The sequence below is a fragment of the Streptomyces sp. NPDC037126 genome (genome assembly GCF_055605965.1).
Genome location: NZ_JBVJTD010000004.1, coordinates 85,206 through 110,873 on the forward strand (window position 1 = coordinate 85,206; position 25,668 = coordinate 110,873).

Genomic DNA, 25,668 nt, shown 5'->3' on the forward strand with positions numbered 1-25,668 from the left:
CAACCGGACATTCACCGAACCGGTTCGGCGCCCGCTCCGGCCGATGCGGGTGTCTCAGGCGGCTGCCTGGTCGTCGAGGGGGATGCCCAGGCGGTCGGCCACGGTGGTGAGGGCCGTTCCGAGGGGGAGTGCGACCCGGGTCAGGGCGTGCCGGTCGCCCCGGGTCGGGTCCCGGTTGACGATCAGCACCTGCTTCCCGTCCTGAGCCGCCTGGCGGACGAACCGGAGCCCCGACATCACCGTCAGGGACGATCCCAGCACCAGCAGTGTGGCCGCCTCCCGGACCAGGGTGCGGCAGTGCTCGACCCGCCGCGGCGGAACGGCCTCGCCGAAGAACACCACGTCCGGCTTGAGGATGCCGCCGCAGGCCGCGCAGGGCACGACGCGGAAGTCCCCGACCTGCGCGTCGGTGAGGTCGGCGTCACCGTCCGGGTTGATGCCGGCGGCCACCGGCTCGAAGCCCGGATTGGCCTCCTCCAGGCGCCGGGCGAGTTCGCGGCGCGGGCTCAGGACGCCGCAGGACAGGCAGACGACCCGGTCCAGGCTTCCGTGCAGTTCCACGACGCCCTCGCTGCCGGAGGCCTGGTGCAGGCCGTCCACGTTCTGGGTGATCACGCCCGAGAGCAGGCCCCGCCGTTCGAACGCCGCCACGGCCCGGTGCCCCGCGTTGGGGCGGGCACGGCCGAAGGTGCGCCAGCCGAGGTGGCTGCGCGCCCAGTACCGGCGCCGGGCCTGGGCGCCCCCGGTGAAGTCCTGGTAGGTCATCGGGGTGTGCCGGCTCAGGCTTCCGCCCTCGCCCCGGTAGTCGGGGATCCCGGACTCGGTGGAGATTCCCGCCCCGCTGAGCACCAGCACACCGCCGCTGCCCAGCGCATCGGCGACCGGCCCCAGGTCCGTGGTGCCCGGGGGCAGGTCCTCGGTAGGGGTCCAGCTCAGGGTGGGGCGCATGCGCATGCACCAAGGGTACGGAACGGGCCGCCGTCAGCCGCGCGCACCGATGCCGGCCCGCAACTCGAACCAGGTGGTCTTGCCGGTGGCCGTCAGCACGCTGCCCCAGGCGTCCGCGAGCAGGTCGAGCAGTTCGGTGCCACGGCCGCCCTCCGAGTCCGCGTCGACGACGTTGCGTACGGCAGTGGCGGGTTCGGTGTCCTCGACCTCGCACAGCAGTCGGGCGTCGCACAGCCGCAGGTTGAGCCTGAGCGGGCCGCGCGTATGGCGCAGCGCGTTCGTGACCAGCTCGCTGACCAGCAGCTCGGCGGTGTCGGCCAGGGCGTCCTGGGACCACCCGGACAGCTGCGCGGTCACCAGATGCCGGGCCCGGCGCGCCGACACCGGTTCCCTCAGGAGCGGCCAGGAGGCCTCCCAGGCGGTGGCGCGGGCGCGCGGCGTGTCCAGCGGGAGCAGCGGTGCCAGCCTGCGGGACCACAGCGCCCCCTGCCGGGCGATCCACGAGGCCGCGGTGCCGCGGGAGGACCGACCCGCCCGGCGCAGGGCGGTGGCGGGGACGATGGCCTGGGTGGCCATGGGAATCAGTCCTTTCTGAGCCGGCGAGGTCCATGCGTGTAGCACTTGCTACATCCAATATAGACGTAGCGGATGCTACGGTAAAGACCTGACCAAAGAGTAACTAAACAGGGCAAAACTTGATCTTTCGACTCTCGCCCCTCCTGGAGTCCTGCATGCCTCGCCAGCCCGATCCGGCCAAGCGACGCGCCCTCCTCTTCCGGATCCGCGAGTACGTGATGCACAACGGCCTCGCGGACCTGTCCCTGCGCCCGCTGGCCCGGGCCCTGGGCACCAGCGACCGCATGCTCCTCTACTACTTCGGCACCAAGGAACGGATGGTCGCCGAGGCCCTCGCCATCTACGAGCGCCGCCCCCTCCTGCGCGTGCGCGACCTGATGGAGACCATGGGCCCGCCCAGGGACCCGGCCGGCCTGCGTCGTCTCATGGAGGAGGTGTGGCGGGGATTCGGCGACCCCGGCGTACGCGCCTCACTCCCGCTCTATCTGGAGATCATGAGCGCCAGCGTGCTTCACCCGGATCGCTACGGGCCCGTCATGCTGGACATCCTCACCGAGTGGAAGGACCTCCTCACCTCGGTGTTCCGCGACCTCGGCATGCCCCGGGACCGAGCCCGGACGCAGGCGACCCTCCTGGCCGACGCGGTCTTCGGCCTCCTGGTCGCCCCGCTGGCGGACGGCCTCTGGGAACGGGCCGACGAGGCCTTCCACGCCCTCCTCGACAGTCTTGAACCCGGGTGGCACACGACGGTGTGAAGCGCACGGTCCCCCCGTACGCCGATACGCTGTGCTGCCGCTCCGTGTCACCGGCTCGCCGATCGCCGCCCGTGCCGATTCGCGGCACACGGCCGGCGCCCTCCCTCCGCCCGCGACCACCGGACCGAAGGGCTGGGCCCACGTGCACCTGCCCTACCAGCGCGGACCGCTGCACGACCTGCCGGACACGCCGGAGGCGTACGACGCCGTGCTCAGCCGACGTCACCGAGCAGGCCCTGGAGCGCATCACTCCCGAGGGCAACCTCGAACACCCCGACATCCACCACGACGTCGGCGACACCTCCCTCGGCGTCACCTCCCTGCTCGCCCTCGCCTGGCAGCGCGGCGGGGACCCCCGGCTCCCGGCGGCGGTGCGCCGCAGCCTCGCCTTCCACCTGCGCGAGCGCGTCCACACGGCGGACAACCCCGGCTACCCCAACCTGAGGGCCACCGGTACCGGCCTGCCGTACGGCCGGTACGTCCACGGGGCCGGCGCGCATCCGATCGGCGACTGGCCGAGCACGGTGTGGGCGCTGCTCCAGGCCGTCGACGTCCTGGACGCGGCCGACGGGCTCCTGGACGAGGAACAGCGGGCGCGGTTACGGGAGTCGGCGCACGGCTACTGGCGCCGGCCGACCGAGGCGACCTTCTTCAACCCCCAGGACGCGGGCAACCAGGCCATCGGCTGCGTGGTCGGAGGTCTGAGGCTGGCCCGCCGTCTCCCCTACGGGCAGGGCGAGTCGGTCCGCACCCGCGCGCTGGCCCTGTACACCGACGAGATCCGCGCCCACCGGGTCCGCGACCGCGACGCCCTGCTGCCACCCGAGCGCGGAGGGGCGTACGACAACAACTACGGCCCCATCTCCCTGTCCTTCCTGGCCCAGGCCCACCGGGTCGGTCGTCCTCGGACTGCGCTACTTCGGCGCACGCATCGGTGCCCTGCACGGCGACGAGCGGGGCCTGACCGTGCGCACCGAGTCGTTCACCGCCGTCGTCGGGGAGCCGGTGGGCGAACCGACGCTGGAGCCGAGCCGCTGAGGGCGGCCGGTGGACTCTTCCTACCGCGTCCCGTCCGGCGCACCGGCGGCACAGGACGGCGACGGCGGTACGGTGGCGGGGACCACCAGATCCGCCCGGTCCCGGGTGGCCGCGATCAGGTCGGCGTTGCGCTGGTCCGTGCCCAGCACCCAGGCGACGGCCGCGTCGTGGTCCTTGCCGAACTCCTCGTGGCGGGCGACCAGCCGGCGGATCCGCTCGTCCTCGGCGATCTCGCAGAACCACACCTCGTCCAGGCACGCCCGCACCCGCGCCCACGAACCCTGCCCCAGCAGCAGGTAGTTGCCCTCGGTCACCACCAGCCGCGCGGCCGGCGGCACCGGGATCGCGCCGGCGATCGGCTGTTCCAGCACCCGCTCGAACCCGGGCGCGTACACGGTCTCGTCGGTGTCCTCGTGCAGCCGCCGCAGCAGCGCCGCGTACCCGCCCGCGTCGAAGGTGTCCGGGGCGCCCTTGCGGTCCCGGCGGCCCAGCCGGTCCAGTTCGACGTCGGCGAGGTGGAAGCCGTCCATCGGGACGTGCGCCACCCAGGGCGGGCCGTCGGCGTTCAGGGCGCGCACCAGATGCTCGGCCAGCGTGGACTTGCCCGAGCCCGGGCTGCCCGCGATGCCGAGCAGGGCGCGCCGGCCCCCTTGGGTGAGTGCGCGGGCGCGGATCAGGAGGTCGTCGAAGGTCAGGGGCACACAGGAGAGTGTGTCACCGCGAGTTCGCGAAACGTGTGGCGCGCGCCACCCACTGGACCGCCTCTGAGGGGGAACAGTGCTGGGTATGACTCAGCTCGGACTGCCCGACGACATCCAGGCCTGTCTCTTCGATCTCGACGGGGTCGTCACCAGGACGGCCGTCGTGCACGCGGCCGCCTGGAAGGAAACGTTCGACGCGTTCCTGCGCGACTACGAGGGCGAGCGGGCGCGCCCGTTCGACGCGGTCGCCGACTACGACGAGTACGTCGACGGCCGCCCGCGCGCCGACGGCGTGCGCGCCTTCCTCGACTCGCGTGGCATCCACCTTCCGGAGGGCACCCCCGGCGATCCGCCGGACGCCCGTACCGTGCACGGCCTCGGCAACCGCAAGAACGACCTGCTGCTGGAGAAGATCCGCACCGGCGGAGTCGAGGCCTACGCCGGCACCCTGCGCTATCTGGAGGCGGTCCGGGCCGAGGGGCTGCGCACCGCCATCGTCTCCTCCAGCGCCAACTGCCGGGACGTGCTGCGGGCCGTCGGCGCCGAGCACTTCTTCGACGTGCGGATCGACGGCGTGGTCGCCGTCGAGCGGAAGCTGCCGGGCAAGCCGCACCCCGACACCTTCCTCACCGCCGCCCACGACCTCGGCGTCGAGCCCTCCCGCGCGGCCGTCTTCGAGGACGCGCTGGCTGGCATGGACGCGGGCCGCGCGGGCGGCTTCGGATACGTCGTCGGCGTGGACCGGGTGGGGCAGACCGACGCGCTGTACGCGCACGGCGCGAGCGTCGTCGTCAAGGACCTCGCCGAGCTGGAGGGCAAGCAGTGATCACCGACCGGTCGTACGCCGTCGAGCCGTGGGCGGTCCGGGAGACCGCCCTCGACCTCGACGTCCTCGCCCAGAGCGAGTCCGTGTTCGCGCTGTCCAACGGCCATGTCGGCTGGCGCGGCAACCTCGACGAGGGCGAACCGCACGGCCTGCCCGGCAGTTACCTCAACGGCGTCCACGAGGTGCACCCGCTGCCGTACGCGGAGGCCGGCTACGGCTATCCGGAGTCGGGCCAGACGGTCATCAACGTCACCAACGGCAAGCTCCTGCGGCTGCTGGTCGACGACGAGCCGTTCGACCTGCGCTACGGCCGGCTCGTCGCCCACGAGCGGGTCCTGGACCTGCGCCGCGGAGTGCTGGAGCGGACCTGCGAGTGGACCTCCCCGGCCGGCTCCACGGTCCGGGTGCGCTCGACCCGGCTGGTGTCGCTCACGCAGCGGGCGGTGGCCGCGATCGCCTACGAGGTGGAGGCCGTCGACTCCCGCAGCCGGGTGGTGATCCAGTCGGAGCTGGTCACGAACGAGAGCCTGCCGGAGTCACCCGGCGACCCGCGCGCCGCGATGGCGCTCCAGTCACCGCTGGAGCAGGAGGACCACTTCGCCGCCGGCAACCGGCTGCGGCTGGTCCACCGCACCCGGCGCAGCGGCCTGCGGGTGGCCGTGGCCGCCGACCACGTGGTGGACGGTCCGGAGCGCACCACGACCCGCAGCGAGAGCGGCACCGATCTGGCCCGGCTGACCGTCACCTCCGTCCTGGAGCCCGGGCAGAGCCTGCGGGTGGAGAAGCTGGTCGCCCACGGCTGGTCGGGCACCCGCTCGCTGCCCGCGATGGCCGACCAGGTCGACGCCGCGCTCGCGGCCGCCGCGCACGACGGCTGGCAGGGCCTGCTGGCGGACCAGCGGGCCGCCCTGGACGACTTCTGGGCGCGCGCCGACGTCGAGGTGGAGGGCGACGAGGAGATCCAGCAGGCCGTCCGGTTCGCCCTGTTCCACGTCCTGCAGGCCGGGGCCCGCGCCGAGCAGCGCGCGATACCGGCGAAGGGGCTGACCGGCTCCGGCTACGACGGGCACGCCTTCTGGGACACCGAGATGTTCGTCCTGCCCCTGCTCACCCACACCGCCCCCGAAGCGGTCGCCGAGGCACTGCGCTGGCGGTACAACACCCTGGACGAGGCCCGCGAGCGCGCCGCCCAACTGGGGCTCGCCGGGGCCGCGTTCCCCTGGCGGACCATCGCCGGCCCGGAGGGCTCTGCGTACTGGCCGGCCGGGACCGCGGCCTTCCACGTGAACGCCGACATCGCCGACGCCGTCGTCCGGTACGTCGAGGCCACCGGCGACACCGGCTTCGAACGCGAGGCCGGGGTCGAGCTGCTGGTGGAGACGGCCCGGCTGTGGCGGTCCCTCGGCCACCACGACGGGCACGGCGTCTTCCACCTCGACGGCGTCACCGGACCCGACGAGTACAGCGCGGTCGCCGACGACAACACGTACACCAACCTGATGGCCCGCCAGAACCTGCTGGCCGCCGCCGACACCGTCGAACGCCACCCCCGCGAGGCACGGCGGCTGGGCGTGGACGAGGAGGAGGCCGCGGCCTGGCGCGACGCGGCCGGGGCCATGCACGTCCCCTACAACGACGAGCTCGGCGTCCACGAGCAGCACGCGGGGTTCACCCGCTACCAGCGCTGGGACTTCGACGGCACCCGGCCCGACCAGTACCCGCTGCTGCTGCACTTCCCGTACTTCGACCTCTACCGCAAGCAGGTCGTCAAGCAGGCCGACCTGGTGCTGGCCATGTACACGTGCGGCGCCTACTTCGCGGAGCGGTTCGACGAGGACCAGGTGGCCCGCAACTTCGCCTACTACGAGCCGCTCACCGTGCGCGACTCCTCCCTGTCCGCCTGCTGCCAGGCCGTCGTCGCCGCCCAGGCCGGCCACCTGGGCCTCGCCTACGACTACACCGCCGAGGCGGCCCTGATGGACCTGCGGGACCTGGAGCACAACACCCGCGACGGACTGCACATCGCCTCGCTGGCCGGCACCTGGATGGCGCTGGTGGCGGGCTTCGGCGGCATGCGGCGTTCCGGTGAGCGCCTGTGGTTCACGCCCCGGCTGCCCGAGCGGCTCGGCCGGCTCGCCTTCACCGTGCAGTTCCGCGGACGCCGGCTGCGCGTGGAGATCGGCGCGGACAAGACCACGTACGAGCTGCTGGCCGGGCCGCCGCTGACCCTCCACCACCACGGTGAGCCGATGACGGTGAGTACCGGCGAGCCGGCCGTCCGGGCCGTGCCCCCGGCCGTCCGCCGTCCGGCGCCCGAGCAGCCGCCGCACCGCGCCCCCAACGGGGGCTGAGGTCCGGGCGGTTCAGTGCAGCACGCCGGACAGCAGGCCCAGCAGGTCGCCGGTGGCGTCGGCCGCGAGCAGGGGCGGCAGGGCGCCCAGGGCGAGGACGGCCAGGGCGGCGGGCCACAACCGCGGGGGCGGGCTCGTGTGCAGGGCCGCGATCCGGCGGGTGACGGCACGGTCGGTGAAGTGCAGCGCGCAGGCCGTGCGGGCCCGGCCCGCGGTGAGCGCGGCCCGGGCGAGGGCGCGGGCGGTGGCGCGCCGGTCGCCGACCGCGTCCGCCGCCTGCTCGTCGGCCCAGCGCTCCACGAGGAAGGTGACGGCCGAACGCACCGGTCGCAGCAGGGGGTTGGCCGCCGCCGCGAGCGTGGCGGCCGTCACCAGCGGCCCGTGCCGGTGGGTGAGATGGGCGCGCTCGTGCGCGAGGAGCACCCGGCGCTCGGCGGGCGCGAGCGCGCTCAGCATCGCCGAGGTGACCAGGATCCGGCCCGGCCGGCCCGGAATCGCGAACGCCTGCGGCACCTCCGAGGCGGCGACGATCAGTTCGGTGTCCTTCGGGTGTCCCGCGCACAGCCGCCGGAGCGCCCGCCGGGTGGCCCGCTCGGCACGCACGGCCCGGTACACCCGCACCGCGACGACCACCAGCGCCACACAGGCGGCGAGCCCGATCACCTCGGGCACGGGGTCCGTGACGGTGCGCCCGTCCTCACGGGCCTCCCGGATCACCGGCGGCGCGTCCCCGAGCAGCGCGGTGGCCAGCAGGACGAGCGACCAGGTCGTGGCCGCGGCGGTCAGCACGGCGGCCGACGTCAGCACCCGCGCGGCCAGGGCCGGCGCGACCCGCCGGCCGATCCGCGGGCCGACCACGGCGAGCAGCAGCGACAGCGCCAACGGGGTGTAGACGTCGTACCTCATGCGCCGCCCCCGGCGAAGAGCTCGCGCAGCGCCTGCTCCTCCTCCGGGCTCAGTCCGGTCACGAACTGCTGCAGCGCGGCGATCGGGTCGGGGCCCCGGTCCAGTGCCTCGTGCATGGCCTCGGCGGTCAGCTCGGCCGCGTTCTTCGCGGGCCGGTACGCTCCGCGCCGGCCGTCGGCGTCGCGCAGCACCAGTCCCTTGTCGTACAGGCGCTTGAGGATGGTGTGCACCGTGTTGTACGCGAGCCCGCCGTCGATCTCCGCCTGGATCTCCGCCGGGGTCAGCGGCCTCTCGGTGGCCCAGAGCGCGGCCAGCACCTCGCTCTCCAGCTCCCCGGCGCTGCGTCGCTCCGCCCTGCCGCGGGACTCTGTGCCAGCCATGCCCCAACCTTACAGTGCGTAGTGATGTCGGCCGGATGGCCGTACCCGCCCGGCCGTTGACCGTGAAACGGCCTGTTTTGGCGGGGATTTTGACGCCTTTGTGCTTTCGTGGCTTCTCCGGTTCCCTTCTGGTTCCCGTCCTGGGCCCTACGGAATGTAGTGTGTCGCTCGGTCCTACAACCTGTAGGGGAAGAGGGGGCTGTTCTGGTGAAGAGGGCGGACCGGCTGTGCGACGTCGTGCGGAGGCCCGGCTCATGACCTCTCCGCTGGAGCTCGGCGCCGCCGTCGGACGGCGCGCCTACTGGCACGCGGGCGCCGGACTCGCCGTCCTGCTCGGCGTCCTCTACCTGGCCCACCGGCACTGGACCGCCGTCGAGCGCGGGGCCGGGCGGCTGGCGGTCGCCGACCAGGGCTGGCTGCTGCTCGGCGCGACGGCGGCCGTGGGCACCTGGGCGGCCTCGGCGCTCGCCCAGCAGGGCGCCGTCGTACGGCGGTTGCCCGGCTCCCGGCTGGTCGCCGCGCAGTTCGCCGCCTCCGCCGCCAACCACCTGCTGCCCGCCGGGCTCGGCGCGGGCGCGGTGAACCTGCGGTTCCTGATGCGCTGCGGGCTGCCCCCGGCGCGTTCGGCCAGCGCCCTCGCCGTCAAGGCCACCGCCGGGGCCACCGTCCGCCTCGCCCTGATCGCGCTGCTCGCCCCGGCCTGCCCGGGGCTGCTGCGTCTGCCGAGCGTCTCCCCGGCGGTCCTCGGCGTCGGCGTGGGCATCGCCGCGCTGGTGGCGTCCCTGCCGCTCACTCCCTGGTGGGCGCGTTGCAGGCAGGGGCTCGGGGCCGTGCTCGCCGACATCCGCGCCCTGCACGCGTGCCCCGCCCGCGCGGTGGCCCTGTGGGGCGGCTCGCTGGCCTTCGCCGCACTGCACTCCACGGTGCTCATCGCCGTCACCCGGGCCGTCGGGCTGCCGCTGCCGCCGCTCCAGGTGGCCCTGCTCTACCTCGCGGCCAGCAGCGCCGCCGCCCTGCTGCCCACCCCGGGCGGCCTCGGCTCCCTGGACGCCGCGCTCGCCCTGGCCCTCACCGTGGCCGGCGCCCCGGCCTCGGCCGCCGCCTCGGCCGTTCTCGGCTACCGGCTGCTGACCGTCTGGCTGCCCCTCGTGCCGGGCCTGCTGGTGCTCGGGGTGCTGGTGCGGCGCAAGGCGCTGTGAGCGAGGCGTTTCCCGGCTGCCCGCCGCAGGTAGGACGCCGGTGACGCCGTGTGCCGCAGGAGGGGGAAGCAGATGACGGGGAACGACACCGCGGGCCTGCCGCACGAGGCCTTCTTCACGCCCGGGACCTCGTCCTTCACCGAGTTCCTCGCTGCCCACCGGCCCCGTCTGCTGCCCACGGCGTCCCCGCTGCCCGACGGCGTCCGGGTCGCGCCGGGCCGGTTCCCGCACGGCACCACGGTGCTCGCCCTGACCTACCGCGACGGCGTGCTGATCGTCGGCGACCGCCGGGCGACCATGGGCAACCTCATCGCCCAACGCGATCTGGAGAAGGTGCACCCCGCGGACGAGTACACGGCGGTCGCCTTCGCCGGCACCGTCGGACTCGCCGTCGACATGGTGCGCCTCTACCAGGTGGAGCTGGCGCACTTCGAGAAGGTCGAGGGCACCCAGATGACCCTGGCCGGCAAGGCGACCCGTCTCGCGGCCATGATCCGGCAGAACCTCGCCCAGGCCATGTAGGGCCTCGCCGTCGTCCCCCTGCTCGCCGGCTACGACCTCGCCGCCCCCGCGGGCGAGGGCGGCCGCATCTTCGCCTTCGACGCGGCCGGGGGCCTCTACGAGAAGCGGGGCTTTCACGCCGAGGGCTCCGGCTCCCCCTACGCCCGGGGCGCGCTGAAGAAGCTCCACCGGCCCGGCCTGACCCGCCGCGAGGCCGCTCTGGTGGCCGTGCAGGCGCTCTACGACGCCGCCGACGAGGACTCGGCCACCGGCGGGCCCGATCTGCACCGCCGTATCTTCCCCGTCGTCTCGGTCATCACCGAGGACGGCTTCGCCCGGCTCCCCGAGTCGGAGACGGAGGAACTGAGCCGCGAGACCGTCCGGCAGCGCGCCACCCGGCCGGACGGCCCGCGCGCCGCGCTCTGAGCCACCACCGGCGGCCGCGTGGCCGGGCGGGGAGATCGGCGTCGTACGGGCGGGGAGGTTCACGGCAGGCGCGGCGGCGGGCACGTTTGCGGTCGCCGGTCGCCGGTCGCCGGTCGCCGGTCGCCGGTCGCCGGTCGCCGGTCGTGGGGCGGTGGCGCCGTCACGCGCGGTGACCGTGCCGAAGTCTGCTTCCCGCGGACCGCGCCGGAGCGCGTCACGCGGGGCGCGATCGTCCTCGACGGCGCGGGTCGTCGGCCGCACGTCTCTCCATCGGCCCGTCGGCCGGACCGGCCGTGCCCGCGTCGAGAGCGGCGGGCAGGAACCGCGCGGGCAGGCAGTACGCGGACACCGCGACGAAGGCGCAGAGCCAGCCGGTGGCCAGCAGCCAGCCGCCCACCACGTCGGTGACCCAGTGCACGCCCAGGAAGATCCGGGTCAGCCCGACCGTGGCCCCCCAGCAGGCGATCACCAGACAGGGCGCGGTCCGGCCGCGCGGGGAGCGTGTCCACAGCGCCACGATCAGCAGACCGGCGGTCATGGCCGCCGTGGTGGTGTGACCGGAGGGGAACGACCAGCCAGAGGCGTGCGTCTGCCAGTCGTAGTGCGGCGGGCGGGCCCGGTGGACCAGATCCATCACCTCGAACCGCAGCGCCTGGCCCACGCCGAGGCAGACCACGCCGAGCAGCGCGGCGTTCAACCGCTCCCGCCTCGTACGGCCCGCGATCAGTCCGGCCAGGACCACCAGGGCGTACGGCACGACCCCCGTGCCCGTGGCCGTCAGCCCGCGCGCCAGGGCCACCGCCACCGGCGGCCGGTGCCCGACCGACCAGGACAGCAGGGCGTGGTCCGGGGACAGCGGCGCGCCGTGGCCGGAGACCACCAGCGCGGTCAGCGCGGCGAACGCCAGCCAGGCGGCCAGGCCCGCGACGCCCGCTCGGACCGCGACCTTCGCGCGGTTCATGACCCGGGCAGCGGCCGGGCCGGAGGCCGTCCCACGAGGGTCGTCGGACGCGCCGCGGCCCTGCCGTCCGCCACCGCGGTGTACGGCGACCCGGCGGCCGTCGCTCCGGGCAGAGCGGGGATCATCAGGGAGCCTCCTTGGCTGCCTTGCGGGAGCGCAGCACCTCGGCGGCGAGCGGAAGCAGGGACACGACCACGATCAGCGCGATCACCGGCAGCAGGTACTTGTCGATGTTCGGGATCGAGGACCCGAGCGCGTATCCGGCGAGCGTGAGACCGAGGCTCCAGACCAGGCCGCCGACCACCTGCCAGAGGGTGAACGTCCGCGTCGGCACCTCCAGCGCGCCCGCCATGGGGTTCAGCACCGTTCGCACCACCGGCACGAAGCGGGCCAGCACGATCGCCTTCGCGTAGCCGTAGCGCTCCAGGAGTTCCTCCGCGCGCCGGGCGCCCTCGCGCAGCTTCGCCGAGCGGCTGCGGGCCAGCAGCGCACCGCCCGCCTTGCGGCCGAGCAGGAACCCGCACTGGGAGCCCGCCAGCGCGCCGACGGCCGCGGCGACGAGCAGCGGACCGAGCGAGAGGTGCACCCCGCGGTCGGACGAGCCGGTGCACAGCAGGCCCGCGGTGAACAGCAGCGAGTCCCCGGGCAGGAAGAACCCGATCAGCAGGCCCGTCTCCGCGAAGAGCACCACGCCGACGCCGAGCACGCCGAAGGCGGCCAGCAGCGAGTGGGCGTCGAGCACGTTGACCGCGAGCTGCGACGCCAGGTGTGGGGGAGTGGCCATCGCCGCACGCCCTTTCCTTCGACTTGCTTCGAGATTGTTCGACTACACATTTGTAGACGCTCGGCCGGAACGCAAACGCGTGCAGTGGCCGGAACGTTCCCGGACTTTGCCTGGCCATTGCCGGTTCGTGACCGGTTGACTACATCGGCGTGGTCATGATGGTGGCGAAGGTAAGGCATGCCTTCACTAAGTACGTGGGAGGGCCGCAGGGCATGTGGGACGACGCGTTTCCGAGTTTCCTGATCGGACTGAGGGAGGGACTCGAAGCCGGACTCATCGTCTCCATCCTCGTCGCCACCCTGGTCCGGGCCGACGCGCGCTCCCGGCTCCCGCAGGTCTGGACGGGTGTCCTCGCCGCGATCGCCGTGGCGATGAGCTTCGGCGCGGTCCTCACCTTCACCGCCGCGTCCATGCCGCAGACCGCCCAGGAGGCCTTCGGCGGCACCCTCAGCGTGATCGCCGTCGCGTTCGTCACCGCCATGGTGTTCTGGATGCGCCGCTCCGCGCGCAACCTCTCCGGTGAGCTGAAGCAGAAGGTCACCGGCGCGCTGGCCATGGGCTCCGGTGTGCTGATCCTCACCTCCTTCCTCGCCGTCGGGCGCGAGGGCCTGGAGACGGCCCTGTTCCTGTGGACCACCGCCCAGGCGGCCGGCGAGTCGGCGGGCCCGCTCACCGGTGCCGCCGTCGGCCTGGTCATCGCGGCCGGACTGTGCTGGGGCCTGTACCGCAGGGTCCTGAAGATCAACCTGACGAAGTTCTTCACCGCCACCGGTGTCGTCCTCATCGTCATCGCCGCCGGTGTCCTCGGCTACGGCCTGCGCGACCTCCAGGAGGGCGGTGTGCTGCCGGGCAAGGCGGCCTACGCCGTCGACCTCGGGAGCAGCGTCGACGCCGGCTCCTGGTACAGCACGCTGGTCCAGGGCGTCCTCAACCTGACCCCGACCATGACCTGGCTCCAGGTGATCGCCTACGTCGGCTACCTGGCCGTCGTCATGACCCTCTTCGTCCGCGGGGTGCGGGGCACCGCCCCGAAGCCCGCCGCCGAGCGGCCCGCGGATCGGCCCCGGGACCGCCGTCGGCCGGTCTGGGTGGTCCCGACCGCCGTGGTCGCCGTACCCGTGGTCGTCGCCGGAGTGGTCGTCGCCCTCGCCCGGCCCAAGCCCGCCGGGGACCAGACCGTCGCCGTCTCCGAGACCGAGTGCGGCAAGGGCTTCACGGCGCCCGAGCCGGGCCGGCAGACCTTCCAGATGCGCAACACCGGCGGCAAGACGTCCGAGGTGTACCTCATCGACCCGTCGACGAGTGCCGTCTACGGCGAGATCGAGGGCCTCGCCCCCGGCACCACCCGCGACCTCGTCGCCACCGTCGCCGGCGGCACCTATGCCTGGCGCTGCGTCCCCACCGGCGGTCAGGCCGTCACCTCCAGGCCGGTCACCGTCAGCGGCGGCGGCTCGGCCACGGCGGTCGTCCCCGTCTCCGAGCAGGACCTCGCGACCCCGCTGAAGGCGTACAAGGCGTACGTCGAGCAGGGCCTCGCCACCCTCGTCACCCAGACCCGGGCCCTCGACGGCGACATCGAGGGCAACCACCTGGACAAGGCCCGCACCGACTGGCTCACCGCCCACCGCACCTACGCCTCCCTGGGCGCCGCCTACGGCACTTTCGAGGACTTCGACAAGAAGATCGACGGCCGGGCGGACGGCCTGCCCGGCGGCGAGCACGACAAGGACTTCACCGGCTTCCTCCGCCTCGAGTACGGCCTGTGGCACGGCGAGTCGGCGAAGGACCTCGGCGCCCCCGCCCGGCAGCTCGCCGACGCCGCCGCCGGTCTGCAGAAGGCGTTCCCGACCCAGGACTTCGACCCGGGCGACCTGCCGCTGCGCGCCCACGAGATCCTCGAGAACACCCTCCAGTTCGAGCTGACCGGCGACACCGACGAGGGCAGCGGCACCAACCTGGCGACCGCGGACGCCAACCTCGCCGGCACCCGCGAGCTGCTCACCGTCCTCAAGCCGCTGCTCACCAGCCGGGCCCCCAAGGTGCTGCCCCCCGTCGACGCGGACGTGGACCGGCTCCAGAAGCTCCTGGACGCGGCCCACGACGGCACCCACTGGACCTCCGTCGACCGGCTCGCCGCCGCCGACAGGCAGCGCCTCGACGGCGCCACCGGCCAGCTGCTGGAAGATCTCGCCCCGATCCCGGACCTGCTCGAGATCCGGAAGTCCGCCTGATGACCACCGCGCACCCGCACCCCGAAGGGAACCCACCGATGTCGACCGCCGACACGCCGACCTGCCCCGTCGGCCCCGCCCGCCGCTCCTTCGTGCGGACCGCGCTGGGCGCCGGTGCCGCTGGGGCGGTCCTGGCCGGCGGCGGCTTCGCGCTCGGCGAGAGCGGCGGCACGGCCCGGGCGGAGACCACCGGTCCGGACGGCAGGGCGAAGGTCCCCTTCCACGGAGCCCACCAGGCCGGGATCGTCACCCCGGCACCGGCCGCGGCCACCTTCCTCTCCCTGGACGTCATCGCCGACGACCGCAAGGGCCTCACCGACCTGCTGCGGACGATCACCGAGCGGGCCCGCTTCCTCACCTCCGGCGGCGCCCCCACCGACCTCGGCGTCGGCGCCCCGCCCTCCGACAACGGCATCCTCGGCCCCGAGGTCCCCTCCGACGGCCTGACCGTCACCGTCGGCGTCGGCGCATCCCTCTTCGACGACCGCTACGGCCTCGCCAAGGCCAGGCCGGCCCGCCTCACCCCGATGCGGACCTTCCCGAACGACAACCTGAACGCGGCCGAGTGCCACGGCGACCTGTCCCTGCAGATCTGCGCCCAGAGCCAGGACACCGTGCTGCACGCCCTGCGCGACATAGCCCGCCACACCCGGGGCGCCATGCAGATCAAGTGGCGCATCGACGGCTTCCAGAACGCCCCCCGGCCCACCGGCGCCCAGCGCAACCTGCTCGGTTTCAAGGACGGCATAGCCAATCCGGACGTCAACTCCGCGCGCGAGACGGACAAGCTGATCTGGGTCGGGGACGGCCAGGGCGAGCCCGGCTGGACCAGCGGCGGCAGCTACCAGGTCATCCGGATCATCCGCATGCTCGTCGAGTTCTGGGACCGGGTCTCGCTCACCGAGCAGGAGAAGATGTTCGGCCGCCGCAAGGACACCGGCGCCCCCCTCGACGGCGCCAAGGAGACGGACGTCCCCCACTACGCCAAGGACCCGCAGGGCACCGCGATCCCGCTGGACGCCCACATCCGGCTCGCCAACCCGCGCAAGGCCGAGACCGACGGCCAGCGCATCCTGCGCCGGGGCTTCAACTACGACCGGGGCGTGGACAACGTCGGCAACCTCGACATGGGTCTGGTCTTCTGCTGCTACCAGCAGGACGTCAAACGCCAGTTCGAGGCCGTGCAGACCCGGCTGATCGACGAGCCCCTGGTCGACTACATCTCCCCGACGGGCGGCGGCTACTTCTTCGCCCTGCCCGGCGTGCGGGACGCGAAGGACTGGCTGGGCCGGGGCATGCTCTCCGCCTGACCGTCTCCCCAGCCCAAGGGCGGGCCCTGCCCGCCTTTGGGCAGGGCTTTCCCTTTCCTTTTCCCTTTCCATGGGCAAGGCCTGCCGCGCCCTTTACTGCACATGAGTTGCAAGTAGGAGAAGATGGCACGAGGCTGCGTGGCGCAGCCGACCGCACGACCGAAGGACAGACCCTCCCGATGACGGCCGCCCCTGGTTCCGCTCCGTCCCTTCCCGCCCAGGCCGACGCGAAGCCGTCGGCCTGGCAACGCGTCCGTGGCTCCATGACGCGGCAGGAGTGGATCAGGGTCGGCGGGATGGCCGGCTTCGTCCTCGCGCTGCACGTCATCGGCTGGGGCACCCTGGTCGGCGTCATCGCGCCGCAGCACTTCAGCATGGGCAAGGAGTCCTTCGGCATCGGCATCGGCGTGACCGCGTACACGCTGGGCATGCGGCACGCCTTCGACGCCGACCACATCGCCGCGATCGACAACACCACCCGCAAGCTGATGGGCGAGGGCAGCCGGCCGCTGTCGGTCGGCTTCTGGTTCTCCCTCGGCCACTCCAGCATCGTCTTCGGCCTCTCCCTGCTGCTCTCGTTCGGCATGAAGGCCCTGGCCGGACCGGTCCGCGACGACAACTCGCACCTCCACGAGGTCACCGGCCTCATCGGTACGACGGTCTCCGGCACCTTCCTCTACCTGATCGCCGGCATCAACCTCGTCATCCTGGCCGGCATCTGGAAGGTGTTCCGCCGGATGCGCACCGGCCACTACGACGAGGCCGCGCTGGAGACCCAGCTCAACAACCGCGGGTTCATGAACCGCCTGCTGGGCCGGGTCACCGGGGCGATCAGCAAGCCGTGGCAGATGTACCCGCTGGGCCTGCTCTTCGGGCTCGGCTTCGACACCGCCACCGAGATCGCGCTGCTGGTCCTCGCCGGTTCCGGCGCCGCCTCCGGTCTGCCCTGGTACGCCATCCTCTGCCTGCCCGTGCTGTTCGCGGCCGGCATGTCCCTGCTGGACACCATCGACGGTTCGTTCATGAACTTCGCCTACGAGTGGGCGTTCTCCAAGCCGGTCCGCAAGGTCTACTACAACCTCACCATCACCGGCCTGTCCGTGGCCGTCGCGCTCATCATCGGCACCGTCGAACTCCTCGGCCTGCTTGCCCAGAAGATGGAGCTGCACGGCGTCTTCTGGGACTGGATCTCCGGCCTCGACCTCAACACGGTCGGCTTCGTCATCGTCGGCCTGTTCTTCGCCACCTGGGCCGTCGCCCTGCTGGTGTGGAAGGCCGGCCGCATCGAGGAGAAGTGGACGGCGGGCCTGGCCGAGCAGCCGGCCGACTGACGCGGGGGCGCCACCCTCGACCGGGATTAATGATCCCGCTGCGGGAAACGCGGACCGGGACCCCGCGACCCGAGCAGGAGGCGACCATGAGCGACCAGCAGTCCGAGCAGAGCCCGATGGCCGACGACGCCTACCAGCCCACCGGGACCAACGAGGAACAGGAGGACGCCGGCCCCCTGGACCTGCAGGACGCGGTCGGCGAGCGCTCCTACGACGACATGCTCGACGAGGGCTACTCCCCGCCCGAACGGCCCCTCGGCGTCACCAGGCACGGCACCACGGCAGCCGAGCAGCACGAGGGCGAGAGCCTGGACGAGCGGCTCGGCCAGGAGGTCCCGGACGCGCCCGGACCGGCCGGAGACGAGATCGGCGACCTGCCCGGCGGTGCGGGCGAGCCTATGGACCCCGAGGTGGGCGACGCCCGGGCGGGCCGCCTGGTCGCACCCGACGAGGGCGCCCACACCGACACCACCAAGGAGGAGATCGCCGAGGACGTCGGCATCGACGGCGGAGCCGCGGGCGCCGAGGAGGCCGCCGTGCACGTGGTGCCGGACGAGACCGACCGGCCGGAGTGAGCCCGGCCGACCGGCCCCGGCCCCTCCCGCACGTACGCTCTCCTCGCCCCCGCCGCACCCCGGGGGCAGAATGAGGGCATGGGCCGGCGCCCCGACGTGAGCGCGTCCGCCCGGCTGGCCGGTGCCGGAGAGGGCATCGGCACCGACGAACTCGCGCTCGCCACCCGCAACCACGGCCTCCCGCTGGAGGCCCTGCGCCATGACGTCACGCCGCCCGGCCTGCACTACGTCCTCACGCACTACGACATCCCGTACGTGCCGGCGGCCGGCGCCTGGCGGCTGACCGTGGACGGCCGGGTGCGCCACCCGCTCGACCTCACCCTCGCCGACCTGATGTCGTTCCCCCACGTCACCACGCGCGTGACCCTGGAGTGCGCGGGCAACGGCAGGGCCCTGCTCACGCCCCGCCCGGTCAGCCAGCCCTGGCTGGTGGAGGCCGTGGGCACCGCCGACTGGACCGGCGTACCGCTCAGGACGCTGCTCGCGGAGGCGGGCGCCGACCCGGGCGCCGTCGACGTCGTCCTCACCGGCGCCGACCACGGGCTGGAGCGCGGGGTCGAACAGGACTACCAGCGCGCCCTGCCGCTCGCCGCGGCCACCGGCGACGACCCGGAGGTGCTGGTCGCGACCGCGATGAACGGCGCCCCGCTGCCCCCGCAGCACGGCCGGCCGCTGCGGCTGATCGTGCCCGGCTGGTACGGCATGGCCCACGTGAAGTGGCTGCGCTCGGTCACGGTGACCGACGAGCCGTTCGATGGTTTCCAGCAGGCGGTCGCCTACCGGCTGCGGCGCACCGCCGACGAGGAGGGCGAGCCCGTCACCCGCATCGCGCCGCGCGCCCTGATGGTGCCGCCCGGCTTCCCGGACTTCATGTCCCGCACCCGCGTGCTGCGGCCGGGACCGGTGACCCTGCGCGGCCGCGCCTGGTCCGGGCAGGCGCCGCCGACCTCGGTCGAGGTCAGCACCGACGGCGGCGAGAGCTGGCGGGGGGCCGATCTGGAACCGGCCGCGGACGGGCACCGCTGGGCGTGGCGGGCCTGGCGGCACGAGTGGGCGGCGACCCCCGGCGACCACACGCTCGGGGCCCGGGCGACCGACGCGGGCGGCCACACCCAGCCCCTGGACCAGTGCTGGAACCGGGGCGGATTCGCCAACAACGCGGTGTCCTGGGTGCCGGTGGTGTGCCTGGACGAGGCGTCCGATGTCCACCGATGACGCCGGCCGGGCGTGTTGCCGCCCGGCCGGTCTCCCCGTTGTTCCGTGCCTTCCCGGACCCCCTCTAGGGCAGCAGCTTCTCGATGGCCGCAGGCCCTTCCGCCTCCAGCTTGCGGCGCGCCCAGTCGAGCGTCTTCGGGGTGACGTCCCTGCCCGCCGCCATCACCAGGTCTTCCGGGGTGACGTCCTGCTGGGGTGCCGAGTGGAGCAGGGAGTCCGGGGTGCAGTGGTCGTCGGACGACCGGGACTCTCCGGGTGTGGATGTCGACATGTTGCCTCCTCCTCGGTCCGGATGACCGCATCCGTGCCGGTGCCTTTCGAACGGGCACACTCTCACCATTGCCCGCAACGGCGCACCCTGCATCCGGAGGCGCCGGGGGAGCGGGTGAGGAGCGCCTGCCCAGGCCGTCGCAAAGCACTCGCTCCTAAGCTGGAAAACATCCCGCACCCGCACGGGGAGGCCTGCCGATGGCCGAGACGCCGTTTTCCGAGTACGCACCCACCGGCTCCCGCTACCTGCCGATCGCCGATCACGGTCTGATCGGTGACCTGCGCAGCGTGGCGCTGGTCGGCACCAACGGCACGATCGACTGGTACTGCTGCCCGTCCTTCGACTGCCCCAGTGTCTTCGCGGCCATCCTGGACGCCGAGCGCGGCGGCCGCTTCGAGCTCGCCGCGTCCGTCCCCGCCCGCACCAAGCAGTTCTACTTCCCCGACACCAACGTGCTGATCACCCGCTTCTTCACCGAGGAGGGCGTCGGCGAGGTGCAGGACTTCATGCCCATCACCGGGGATGCGACCGGCGAGGGGGGCCGGCACCGGCTGATCCGGCGCGTGGTGTGCGTCCGCGGCACGGTCCCGTTCCGGGCCCTGGTCGCGCCCCGCTTCGACTACGGCTCCGCCCCGCACACCCTGCGCGACGTGGACGGGACGCTCTTCTTCGAGTCGCCGCAGCGGTCGCTGTCCCTCACCACCACCGTGGCCGTGGAGTGCGACGACCGGGACGTGCGCGCGGACTTCAAGCTCGGCGAGGGCGAGACCGCGGTGTTCGCGCTGGACCAGGTCGGCGAGGCGGTCGCCCCGCGCGGCTGCGCCCACGCCGAGGCCGAGCGCGAGTTCAACGCGACCGTCACCTACTGGCGGCACTGGCTGCACCAGTCACGCTACCGGGGCCGCTGGCGCGAGATGGTGCACCGCTCCGCCCTCACTCTGAAGCTGCTCACCTACGCCCCCACCGGCGCCATCGTCGCCGCCCCCACCACCAGCCTGCCCGAGCAGCTCGGCGGCGAGCGCAACTGGGACTACCGGTACGTGTGGGTGCGCGACGCGGCCTTCGCCGTCTACGCGCTGCTGCGGCTCGGCTTCAGCGGCGAGGCAGAGGCGTTCATGCGCTTCCTGACCACGCACATCAGCCCCGGCGACGGCGCGGGCTCCGGCCCGCTGCAGATCATGTACGGCATCGACGGCCGCACCGACCTGCCCGAGCGCGAGCTGCCGCACCTGGAGGGCCACGAGGGCTCCACCCCCGTCCGCGTCGGCAACGCCGCCGCCGACCAGCTCCAGCTCGACATCTACGGCGCCCTGATCGACTCCGTCTACCTCTTCGACAAGTGGGCCCAGCCGATCCCGAGCGGCCAGTGGGACGACGTGTGCCATCTCGTCGACTGGGTGTGCGAGCACTGGGACCAGCCCGACGAGGGCGTGTGGGAGACCCGCGGCGGCCGCAGGAAGTTCCTGTACTCGCGCCTGATGTGCTGGGTCGCCGTCGAACGCGCCATCCGGCTCGCCAACCGACGCGGCCTGCCCGCCGACCTGCCCCGGTGGCGGCAGACCCGGGACACCATCTACCGGCGGATCATGGACCGCGGCTGGTCGGAGCGCCGCAACGCCTTCGTGCAGCACGAGGACAGCGAGGTCCTGGACGCGTCCGTGCTGATGATGCCGCTCGCCAAGTTCATCGCCCCCACCGACCCCAAGTGGCTGTCCACCCTGGACGCCCTCACCGAGGACCTGGTCTCCGACTCGCTCGTCTACCGCTACGACCCGCAGGCCAGCCCCGACGGACTGCGCGGCGACGAGGGCACGTTCTCCATCTGCTCCTTCTGGTACGTCGAGGCGCTGGTCCGGGCCGGCCGGCTGGACGAGGCGCGGCTCGCCTTCGAGAAGATGCTCACCTACGCCAACCACCTCGGCCTCTACGCCGAGGAGATCGGCCGCACCGGGGAGCAACAGGGCAACTTCCCGCAGGCGTTCACCCACCTGTCCCTGATCAGTGCCGCGTTCAACCTCGACCGCGCCCTCGGCTGACCCGCCCGGCCGTGTGTCCGCAGGTCGGGGGGGTACCCGGGGGTGTCGTAAGGGGGAACGACAGGGTCCACAGAAGGAGGAGACCCCGTATGACCAGCACCAGCGAGACCGGTGGAGTCACCGGCACCCGTGACAAGAACTACGACCTCATCTGGTACGTCGAGGCGTGCCTCGACAACGCCCTGCGCCTGGAGACGTACATCCACGACGCGGAGCGCGACCATGGAGGTCGGGGACCTGTTCCGCAAGGCCCAGGCCGACAGCCGCAAGGGCGCCGAACTGGGCAAGGAGCTGCTCCGCTCGCGGCTGAGCGACAGCTGACCGGTCCCGCGCTCAGGCGAACCGGGAGCTCGCGACGGGCCCGGCGGACCGGACCCGCGCCCGGTCGCCGCGCAGCCAGGTGCCCCTGACGGCCCCGGCGAACGCGGCGAACCCGGCGTCGTCGTCCGCCGGGCCCTCGCCGTCCCCGGGATCGGCGGCCGGGTCGGCCGCCGTCACCTCGGCGGCGATCTCCGTCTCCGGGCGGCCGTCCGCCGCGGTCCGCCGCACCTCGCCGTCCGGGCCCTGGCCCAGCCGCTCGCCCCAGGGGGCCACCACCGTCTGGTGCAGCAGGCCGATGCTGTCCGCGGCGATCGCGGGCGGGTCCGTCCAGCAGCTGGCGTGCTCGTGCAGCACCTGTCCGGGGGCACGCTCGAACAGGGCACCGATGATCTCCGGGCCGTCGTCGTGCGCCGCCAGCCCGTCGAGGTCGTAGGCCACGACCACCGTGTCCGTCCGGTCCGCGGTGAACGGCTCGGCCGGCAGGCCCAGCACCTGAGCCGCCGCGAGGCCCAGGATCCTGGAGTCCCGGTCGGGCAGCAGCGACACCGACCGCGGCCGCACCTCGGTGGCCGCCAGCAGGTCCCGCAGCCGCAGCAGACCGCGCAGACACAGGGCCGGGCTGTCCTGCAGGAACGCGTAGCGGCCGGTCATGCCCGCGGTGAAGCCGTAGGGGGAGAGGGTGCCGAGCACCGAGCCGCCGACCACGTACTGCCAGCCGCGCAGATCGTCCGGGCCGAGACCGCCCGCCCGTTCCGCGTCGTCCGCGCGCCGGAGCATCCGGCTCTGCCGGTCCCGCGCGGGCTGCCACTGCGCGTCCTGCGGATCGGGCAGCAGCGCGTGCTGGCGCCGCGCCAGGCCCAGATCGCCCGCCATGACGGCGTTGAAGACCAGCAGATAGCGGTCGGGCCAGTCCTGCAACGTGCTCTCGCCGCGGGCGAGTTCCGTCACCGCCTCGCGGTGCCGGCCCTCGTCCTCGTACGCGGACACCAGCTCGTGCAGCACGGCCGGTGACCCCCCGCTCAGGCGCAGGGCCTCACGGAGCGGGGGGATCGCCAGGTAGGACACGCCGCGTTCGACGCACTCGTACCCGAAGGCGTAGAGGGCGCGCGGCTCTTCGGGGGCGGCGACCAGCGCCGCGGCGGCCTCGGCGAGGTCACCGAAGCCGGCCGACAGGGCGGCCCGCTCCACCACCAGGGCCACCTCACCGAGCGGCTGGTCCTCGCCGGCCACCCTCAACTGCCGGAGCGCACCGGGCACGTCCCCGGCTTCGACGGCCTCCCAGGCCTTGCGGAGATCGGGGGACTGCGGACGGCGATTCCTGCGCGAGAACATGCACGAGATCATCACCCGGTGCCCGACCGGTGCTCAACCCGTTTACGCGTACGCCGCGGGCAGCGTCTGCTCCGCCCAGATGATCTTGCCGTGCGGGGTGTAGCGGGTGCCCCAGCGCTCGGAGACCTGCGCGACGAGGAACAGTCCCCGGCCGCCCTCGTCGGTGCTCGCCGCGTACCGCAGGTGCGGCGAGGTCGTGCTGCGGTCGGACACCTCGCAGATCAGCGTCCGGTCGCGCAGCAGCCGTACCCCGATCGGGCCGCGCCCGTAGCGGATGGCGTTGGTGACCAGCTCACTCAGGATCAGCTCCGTCGTGAACGCCAGGTCGTCCAGGTCCCACTCGGTCAGCTGCCGGGCCACCGAGGCCCGCACGTCCGACACGGCCGCCGGGTCGGACGGCACCTGCCACTCGGCCACCCGGTCCGGGCCCAGCACCCGGGTACGGGCGACGATCAGCGCCACGTCGTCGCTCGGCCGGGCCGGGAGCCGGTCCAGCACCGTACGGCAGGTCTCCTCCGGCGAGTCGCTCGGAGTGCGGCGCAGGGCGTCCCGCAGCAGCTCCAGGCCGACGTCGATGTCCCGGTCCCGGTCCTCCACGAGACCGTCCGTGTACAGCACCAGCCGGCTGCCCTCGGCCAGCTCCAGATCCGCCGTCTCGAACGGCAGCCCGCCCAGGCCCAGCGGCGGTCCGGCCGGCACGTCCGGGTACTCCACGCTGCCGTCGGGGTGCACCAGCGCGGGCGGCGGATGGCCGGCCCGGGCGATGGTGCAGCGCCGCGACACCGGGTCGTACACCGCGTACAGACAGGTCGCACCGGTGACCGCGGCGCCCTCCTCCGGCGTCTCGTCCTGGTCGATCCGGCCCACCAGCTCGTCCAGCAGCCCGAGGAGCTCGTCCGGCGGCAGGTCCAGCGAGGAGAAGTTGTGCACCGCCGTGCGCAGCCGGCCCATGGTCGCCGCCGCGTGCAGCCCGTGCCCCACGACGTCGCCGACCACCAGCGCCACCCGGGCCCCGGACAGCGGCAGCACGTCGAACCAGTCGCCGCCCACCCCGGCCTGCGCCGGCAGGTACCGGTAGGCGATCTCCAGGGCGCCCTGCTCGGGCAGCGACCGCGGCAGCAGGCTGCGCTGCAGCGTGACCGCCATGCTGTGCTCACGCGTGTACCGGCGGGCGTTGTCGATGGACACCGCCGCCCGCGCCACCAGCTCCTCCGCCAGGGCCAGCTCCTCGGCGTCGAACGGCTGCGGCTTCTCCGAGCGCCAGAAGTTCGCCACGCCCAGCACCAGGGTGCCCGCCCTCAGGGGCACGGTGATCAGCGAGTGGATGCCGAACGCCATGACCTGGTCGGTGCGCTCCATGTCCTGCGCCTGCCAGCCGGGCGCCTCGCGCAGCCGCGGCTCCACCACCGACTGCCCGGTCGTCAGACTGCGTGCCTGCGGCGAGGTGGGCACCCACCGGATCCGGTGACCCACCGGGTACAGCGGCGAGTCGTCGCGGATGCCCGCGCAGGCCGCCCGGCGCAGGGCGGTCCCCGGCCGCGGTTCCTCCCCCTTCAGCACCGTGTCGAACAGGTCCACGGTCGCGAAGTCCGCGAACCTGGGCACCGCCAGCCCGGCCAGCTCCTCGGCGGTGCGGGTCACGTCCAGGCTGGTGCCGATGCCCACCCCGGCGTCGTACAGCATGTTCAGCCGCTCGCGCGCCACCTCCGCGCGGCCGGAGACGGCACGCAGCTCCGTGGAGTCGCGCAGGGTGGTGACGCTGCCGGCCGGTCCGCCGCGCAGATCCGTGGGCCGCTGGTTGATCGCCAGCAGCCGGTCCTTGACCAGGTGCACCTCGTCCGTGGCCACCCGCCCGGAGGCCAGCAGCCCCGCCGTGTCGTCGTCCAGGCCCAGCTCCAGCACATGCCGCCGCTCGGCGTCATCGGGCAGGTCCAGCAGGCGCTGTGCCTCGTCGTTGGCGAGCAGCAGCCGGCCGTCGCCGCCGACGATCAGCACGCCCTCCCGGACCGAGTGCAGCACCGCGTCGTGGTGCTCGTACATCCGGGTCATCTCGTACGGTCCCAAACCATGTGTCTGGCGCAGCAGCCGTCTGCTGACCAGGGCCGTGCCGGCGGTGGCCAGCGCGAGCGCCGCCGCGGCCGCCGCCAGCAGCAGGGGCAGCTGCTGGGCCGCCGCCCCGCCCACGTGCGCGGTGGTGATGCCCGCCGAGACCAGCCCCACCACCTTGCCGCCGGTGTCCTTCACCGGCACCACGACCTGCACCAGCGGGCCGATCGTGCCGTTGACCTGCTCGACGACCGTGCCGCCCGCCACGGCCGGGGCGATGGTGCCGACGAACTTCTTCCCGATGCGGTCGGGTTTGGGGTGCGTGTAGCGGATGCCCTGCGTGCTCATCGCGACGATGAAGTCCACGCCGGTCGCCTTGCGGGCGGCCTCGGCCTTCGGCTGGAGGATCGCCGTCGGGTCCGGGGACTGCATCGCGGCCGCCGTGCCCGGTGCGTTGGCGAACGTCTGGGCCACGGCGAGGGAGCGGTTGCGGGCCTCGGTGTCGCTGTCGTGCCGCACCTGGAGCACCTGCGCCACCACGGCCGAGACGACCAGCAGCAGCACGATGACCACCTGCAGCAGGAACACCTGACCGGCGACACTGCGTCCGGTCACGGCCGCCCGCAGCATCCCAGGGCGGTCGCCGTC

General features: G+C 73.4%; 20 protein-coding genes and 3 pseudogenes. 13 read left to right on the top strand and 10 right to left on the bottom strand.

Annotation, left to right across the window (positions count from 1 at the left end; genetic code table 11):
* Window positions 1–54: 54 nt before the first annotated feature.
* Both ACZ7FF_RS11940 and ACZ7FF_RS11945 read right to left on the bottom strand, forming a co-directional pair.
* Window positions 55–954, bottom strand: a complete 900-nt coding sequence (locus ACZ7FF_RS11940; protein WP_470811604.1) for an NAD-dependent protein deacetylase — start codon at window positions 952–954, stop codon at window positions 55–57.
* 27 nt (window positions 955–981) lie between these two features.
* Entirely contained in the window at window positions 982–1,524 is a 543-nt protein-coding gene (locus ACZ7FF_RS11945; RefSeq protein ID WP_470811606.1) for an ATP-binding protein, read from the bottom strand.
* Between the two features lie 155 nt (window positions 1,525–1,679).
* Here ACZ7FF_RS11945 and ACZ7FF_RS11950 point away from each other — a divergent pair, with 155 nt between their 5' ends.
* Entirely contained in the window at window positions 1,680–2,279 is a 600-nt protein-coding gene (locus ACZ7FF_RS11950) for a TetR/AcrR family transcriptional regulator (RefSeq protein ID WP_470811607.1), read from the top strand.
* Window positions 2,280–2,421: 142 nt separating this feature from the next.
* Window positions 2,422–3,175 (top strand): annotated as a pseudogene (locus tag ACZ7FF_RS11955) (hypothetical protein); the annotation flags it as partial.
* A 162-nt stretch (window positions 3,176–3,337) separates the two neighbouring features.
* Here the strand turns inward: ACZ7FF_RS11955 and ACZ7FF_RS11960 are convergent.
* Window positions 3,338–4,018 carry a nucleoside/nucleotide kinase family protein gene (locus tag ACZ7FF_RS11960; RefSeq protein WP_470811609.1) on the bottom strand — a complete coding sequence of 227 codons (681 nt, stop codon included), beginning with the start codon at window positions 4,016–4,018 and terminating at the stop codon, window positions 3,338–3,340.
* Between the two features lie 85 nt (window positions 4,019–4,103).
* Here ACZ7FF_RS11960 and ACZ7FF_RS11965 point away from each other — a divergent pair, with 85 nt between their 5' ends.
* Both ACZ7FF_RS11965 and ACZ7FF_RS11970 read left to right on the top strand, forming a co-directional pair.
* Window positions 4,104–4,844, top strand: a complete 741-nt coding sequence (locus ACZ7FF_RS11965) for a beta-phosphoglucomutase family hydrolase (RefSeq protein ID WP_470811611.1) — start codon at window positions 4,104–4,106, stop codon at window positions 4,842–4,844.
* Window positions 4,841–7,195, top strand: a complete 2,355-nt coding sequence (locus tag ACZ7FF_RS11970; RefSeq protein WP_470812227.1) for a glycoside hydrolase family 65 protein — start codon at window positions 4,841–4,843, stop codon at window positions 7,193–7,195. The genes ACZ7FF_RS11965 and ACZ7FF_RS11970 overlap by 4 nt, the downstream gene beginning before the upstream one ends.
* Window positions 7,196–7,207: 12 nt before the next feature.
* On the opposite strand, the gene ACZ7FF_RS11975 is transcribed toward ACZ7FF_RS11970, so the two are convergent.
* The gene (locus ACZ7FF_RS11975; RefSeq protein WP_470811613.1) at window positions 7,208–8,101 is read right to left on the bottom strand and encodes a M56 family metallopeptidase; all 894 of its coding nucleotides are present in this window, start codon (window positions 8,099–8,101) and stop codon (window positions 7,208–7,210) included.
* Window positions 8,098–8,481 carry a BlaI/MecI/CopY family transcriptional regulator gene (locus ACZ7FF_RS11980; RefSeq protein WP_470811615.1) on the bottom strand — a complete coding sequence of 128 codons (384 nt, stop codon included), beginning with the start codon at window positions 8,479–8,481 and terminating at the stop codon, window positions 8,098–8,100. Before ACZ7FF_RS11980 ends, ACZ7FF_RS11975 begins: the two co-directional genes overlap by 4 nt.
* Before the next feature lie 254 nt (window positions 8,482–8,735).
* Between ACZ7FF_RS11980 and ACZ7FF_RS11985 the strand changes: the two genes are divergently transcribed.
* Together ACZ7FF_RS11985 and prcB are read left to right on the top strand one after the other, a co-directional pair.
* Window positions 8,736–9,680 carry a lysylphosphatidylglycerol synthase domain-containing protein gene (locus tag ACZ7FF_RS11985; protein ID WP_470811617.1) on the top strand — a complete coding sequence of 315 codons (945 nt, stop codon included), beginning with the start codon at window positions 8,736–8,738 and terminating at the stop codon, window positions 9,678–9,680.
* A 72-nt stretch (window positions 9,681–9,752) separates the two neighbouring features.
* Window positions 9,753–10,607: pseudogene (gene prcB, locus ACZ7FF_RS11990) on the top strand (proteasome subunit beta).
* Window positions 10,608–10,821: 214 nt separating this feature from the next.
* Here the strand turns inward: prcB and ACZ7FF_RS11995 are convergent.
* Both ACZ7FF_RS11995 and ACZ7FF_RS12000 read right to left on the bottom strand, forming a co-directional pair.
* Complete coding sequence (locus ACZ7FF_RS11995) at window positions 10,822–11,568, bottom strand: phosphatase PAP2 family protein (protein ID WP_470811619.1); 747 nt, start codon at window positions 11,566–11,568, stop codon at window positions 10,822–10,824.
* A gap of 124 nt (window positions 11,569–11,692) precedes the next feature.
* Window positions 11,693–12,352 carry a DedA family protein gene (locus tag ACZ7FF_RS12000; RefSeq protein ID WP_470811621.1) on the bottom strand — a complete coding sequence of 220 codons (660 nt, stop codon included), beginning with the start codon at window positions 12,350–12,352 and terminating at the stop codon, window positions 11,693–11,695.
* 212 nt (window positions 12,353–12,564) lie between these two features.
* Here ACZ7FF_RS12000 and efeU point away from each other — a divergent pair, with 212 nt between their 5' ends.
* The 5 genes from efeU to ACZ7FF_RS12025 all read left to right on the top strand — a co-directional run bounded on the left by efeU (window position 12,565) and on the right by ACZ7FF_RS12025 (window position 19,014).
* A complete protein-coding gene (efeU, locus tag ACZ7FF_RS12005; RefSeq protein ID WP_470812228.1) occupies window positions 12,565–14,583 on the top strand; it encodes an iron uptake transporter permease EfeU in 2,019 nt (672 codons plus the stop codon).
* Between the two features lie 38 nt (window positions 14,584–14,621).
* The gene (gene efeB, locus ACZ7FF_RS12010) at window positions 14,622–15,893 is read left to right on the top strand and encodes an iron uptake transporter deferrochelatase/peroxidase subunit (protein WP_470811623.1); all 1,272 of its coding nucleotides are present in this window, start codon (window positions 14,622–14,624) and stop codon (window positions 15,891–15,893) included.
* A 179-nt stretch (window positions 15,894–16,072) separates the two neighbouring features.
* Window positions 16,073–17,224, top strand: a complete 1,152-nt coding sequence (nicT, locus tag ACZ7FF_RS12015) for a Nickel transporter NicT (protein WP_470811624.1) — start codon at window positions 16,073–16,075, stop codon at window positions 17,222–17,224.
* Window positions 17,225–17,310: 86 nt separating this feature from the next.
* On the top strand, window positions 17,311–17,799 hold the full coding sequence (locus ACZ7FF_RS12020) for a DUF5709 domain-containing protein (protein WP_470811626.1): 489 nt from the start codon (window positions 17,311–17,313) through the stop codon (window positions 17,797–17,799).
* Between the two features lie 78 nt (window positions 17,800–17,877).
* The gene (locus ACZ7FF_RS12025; protein ID WP_470811628.1) at window positions 17,878–19,014 is read left to right on the top strand and encodes a sulfite oxidase; all 1,137 of its coding nucleotides are present in this window, start codon (window positions 17,878–17,880) and stop codon (window positions 19,012–19,014) included.
* A 64-nt stretch (window positions 19,015–19,078) separates the two neighbouring features.
* Here the strand turns inward: ACZ7FF_RS12025 and ACZ7FF_RS12030 are convergent, their stop codons facing one another.
* On the bottom strand, window positions 19,079–19,285 hold the full coding sequence (locus tag ACZ7FF_RS12030; protein WP_470811630.1) for a hypothetical protein: 207 nt from the start codon (window positions 19,283–19,285) through the stop codon (window positions 19,079–19,081).
* 197 nt (window positions 19,286–19,482) lie between these two features.
* On the opposite strand from ACZ7FF_RS12030, the gene ACZ7FF_RS12035 reads away from it, so the two are divergent.
* Both ACZ7FF_RS12035 and ACZ7FF_RS12040 read left to right on the top strand, forming a co-directional pair.
* Window positions 19,483–21,321: a glycoside hydrolase family 15 protein gene (locus ACZ7FF_RS12035; protein ID WP_470811631.1), complete on the top strand. Its 1,839-nt coding sequence runs from the start codon at window positions 19,483–19,485 to the stop codon at window positions 21,319–21,321.
* Window positions 21,322–21,410: 89 nt separating this feature from the next.
* Window positions 21,411–21,642, top strand: a pseudogene (locus tag ACZ7FF_RS12040) (hypothetical protein).
* Between the two features lie 12 nt (window positions 21,643–21,654).
* Here ACZ7FF_RS12040 and ACZ7FF_RS12045 read toward each other — a convergent pair.
* Window positions 21,655–22,974: a hypothetical protein gene (locus tag ACZ7FF_RS12045; protein WP_470811633.1), complete on the bottom strand. Its 1,320-nt coding sequence runs from the start codon at window positions 22,972–22,974 to the stop codon at window positions 21,655–21,657.
* Window positions 22,975–23,016: 42 nt separating this feature from the next.
* Window positions 23,017–25,650, bottom strand: coding sequence for a SpoIIE family protein phosphatase (locus tag ACZ7FF_RS12050; RefSeq protein ID WP_470812230.1), 2,634 nt, complete (start codon window positions 25,648–25,650; stop codon window positions 23,017–23,019).
* Between the last annotated feature and the right edge of the window lie 18 nt (window positions 25,651–25,668).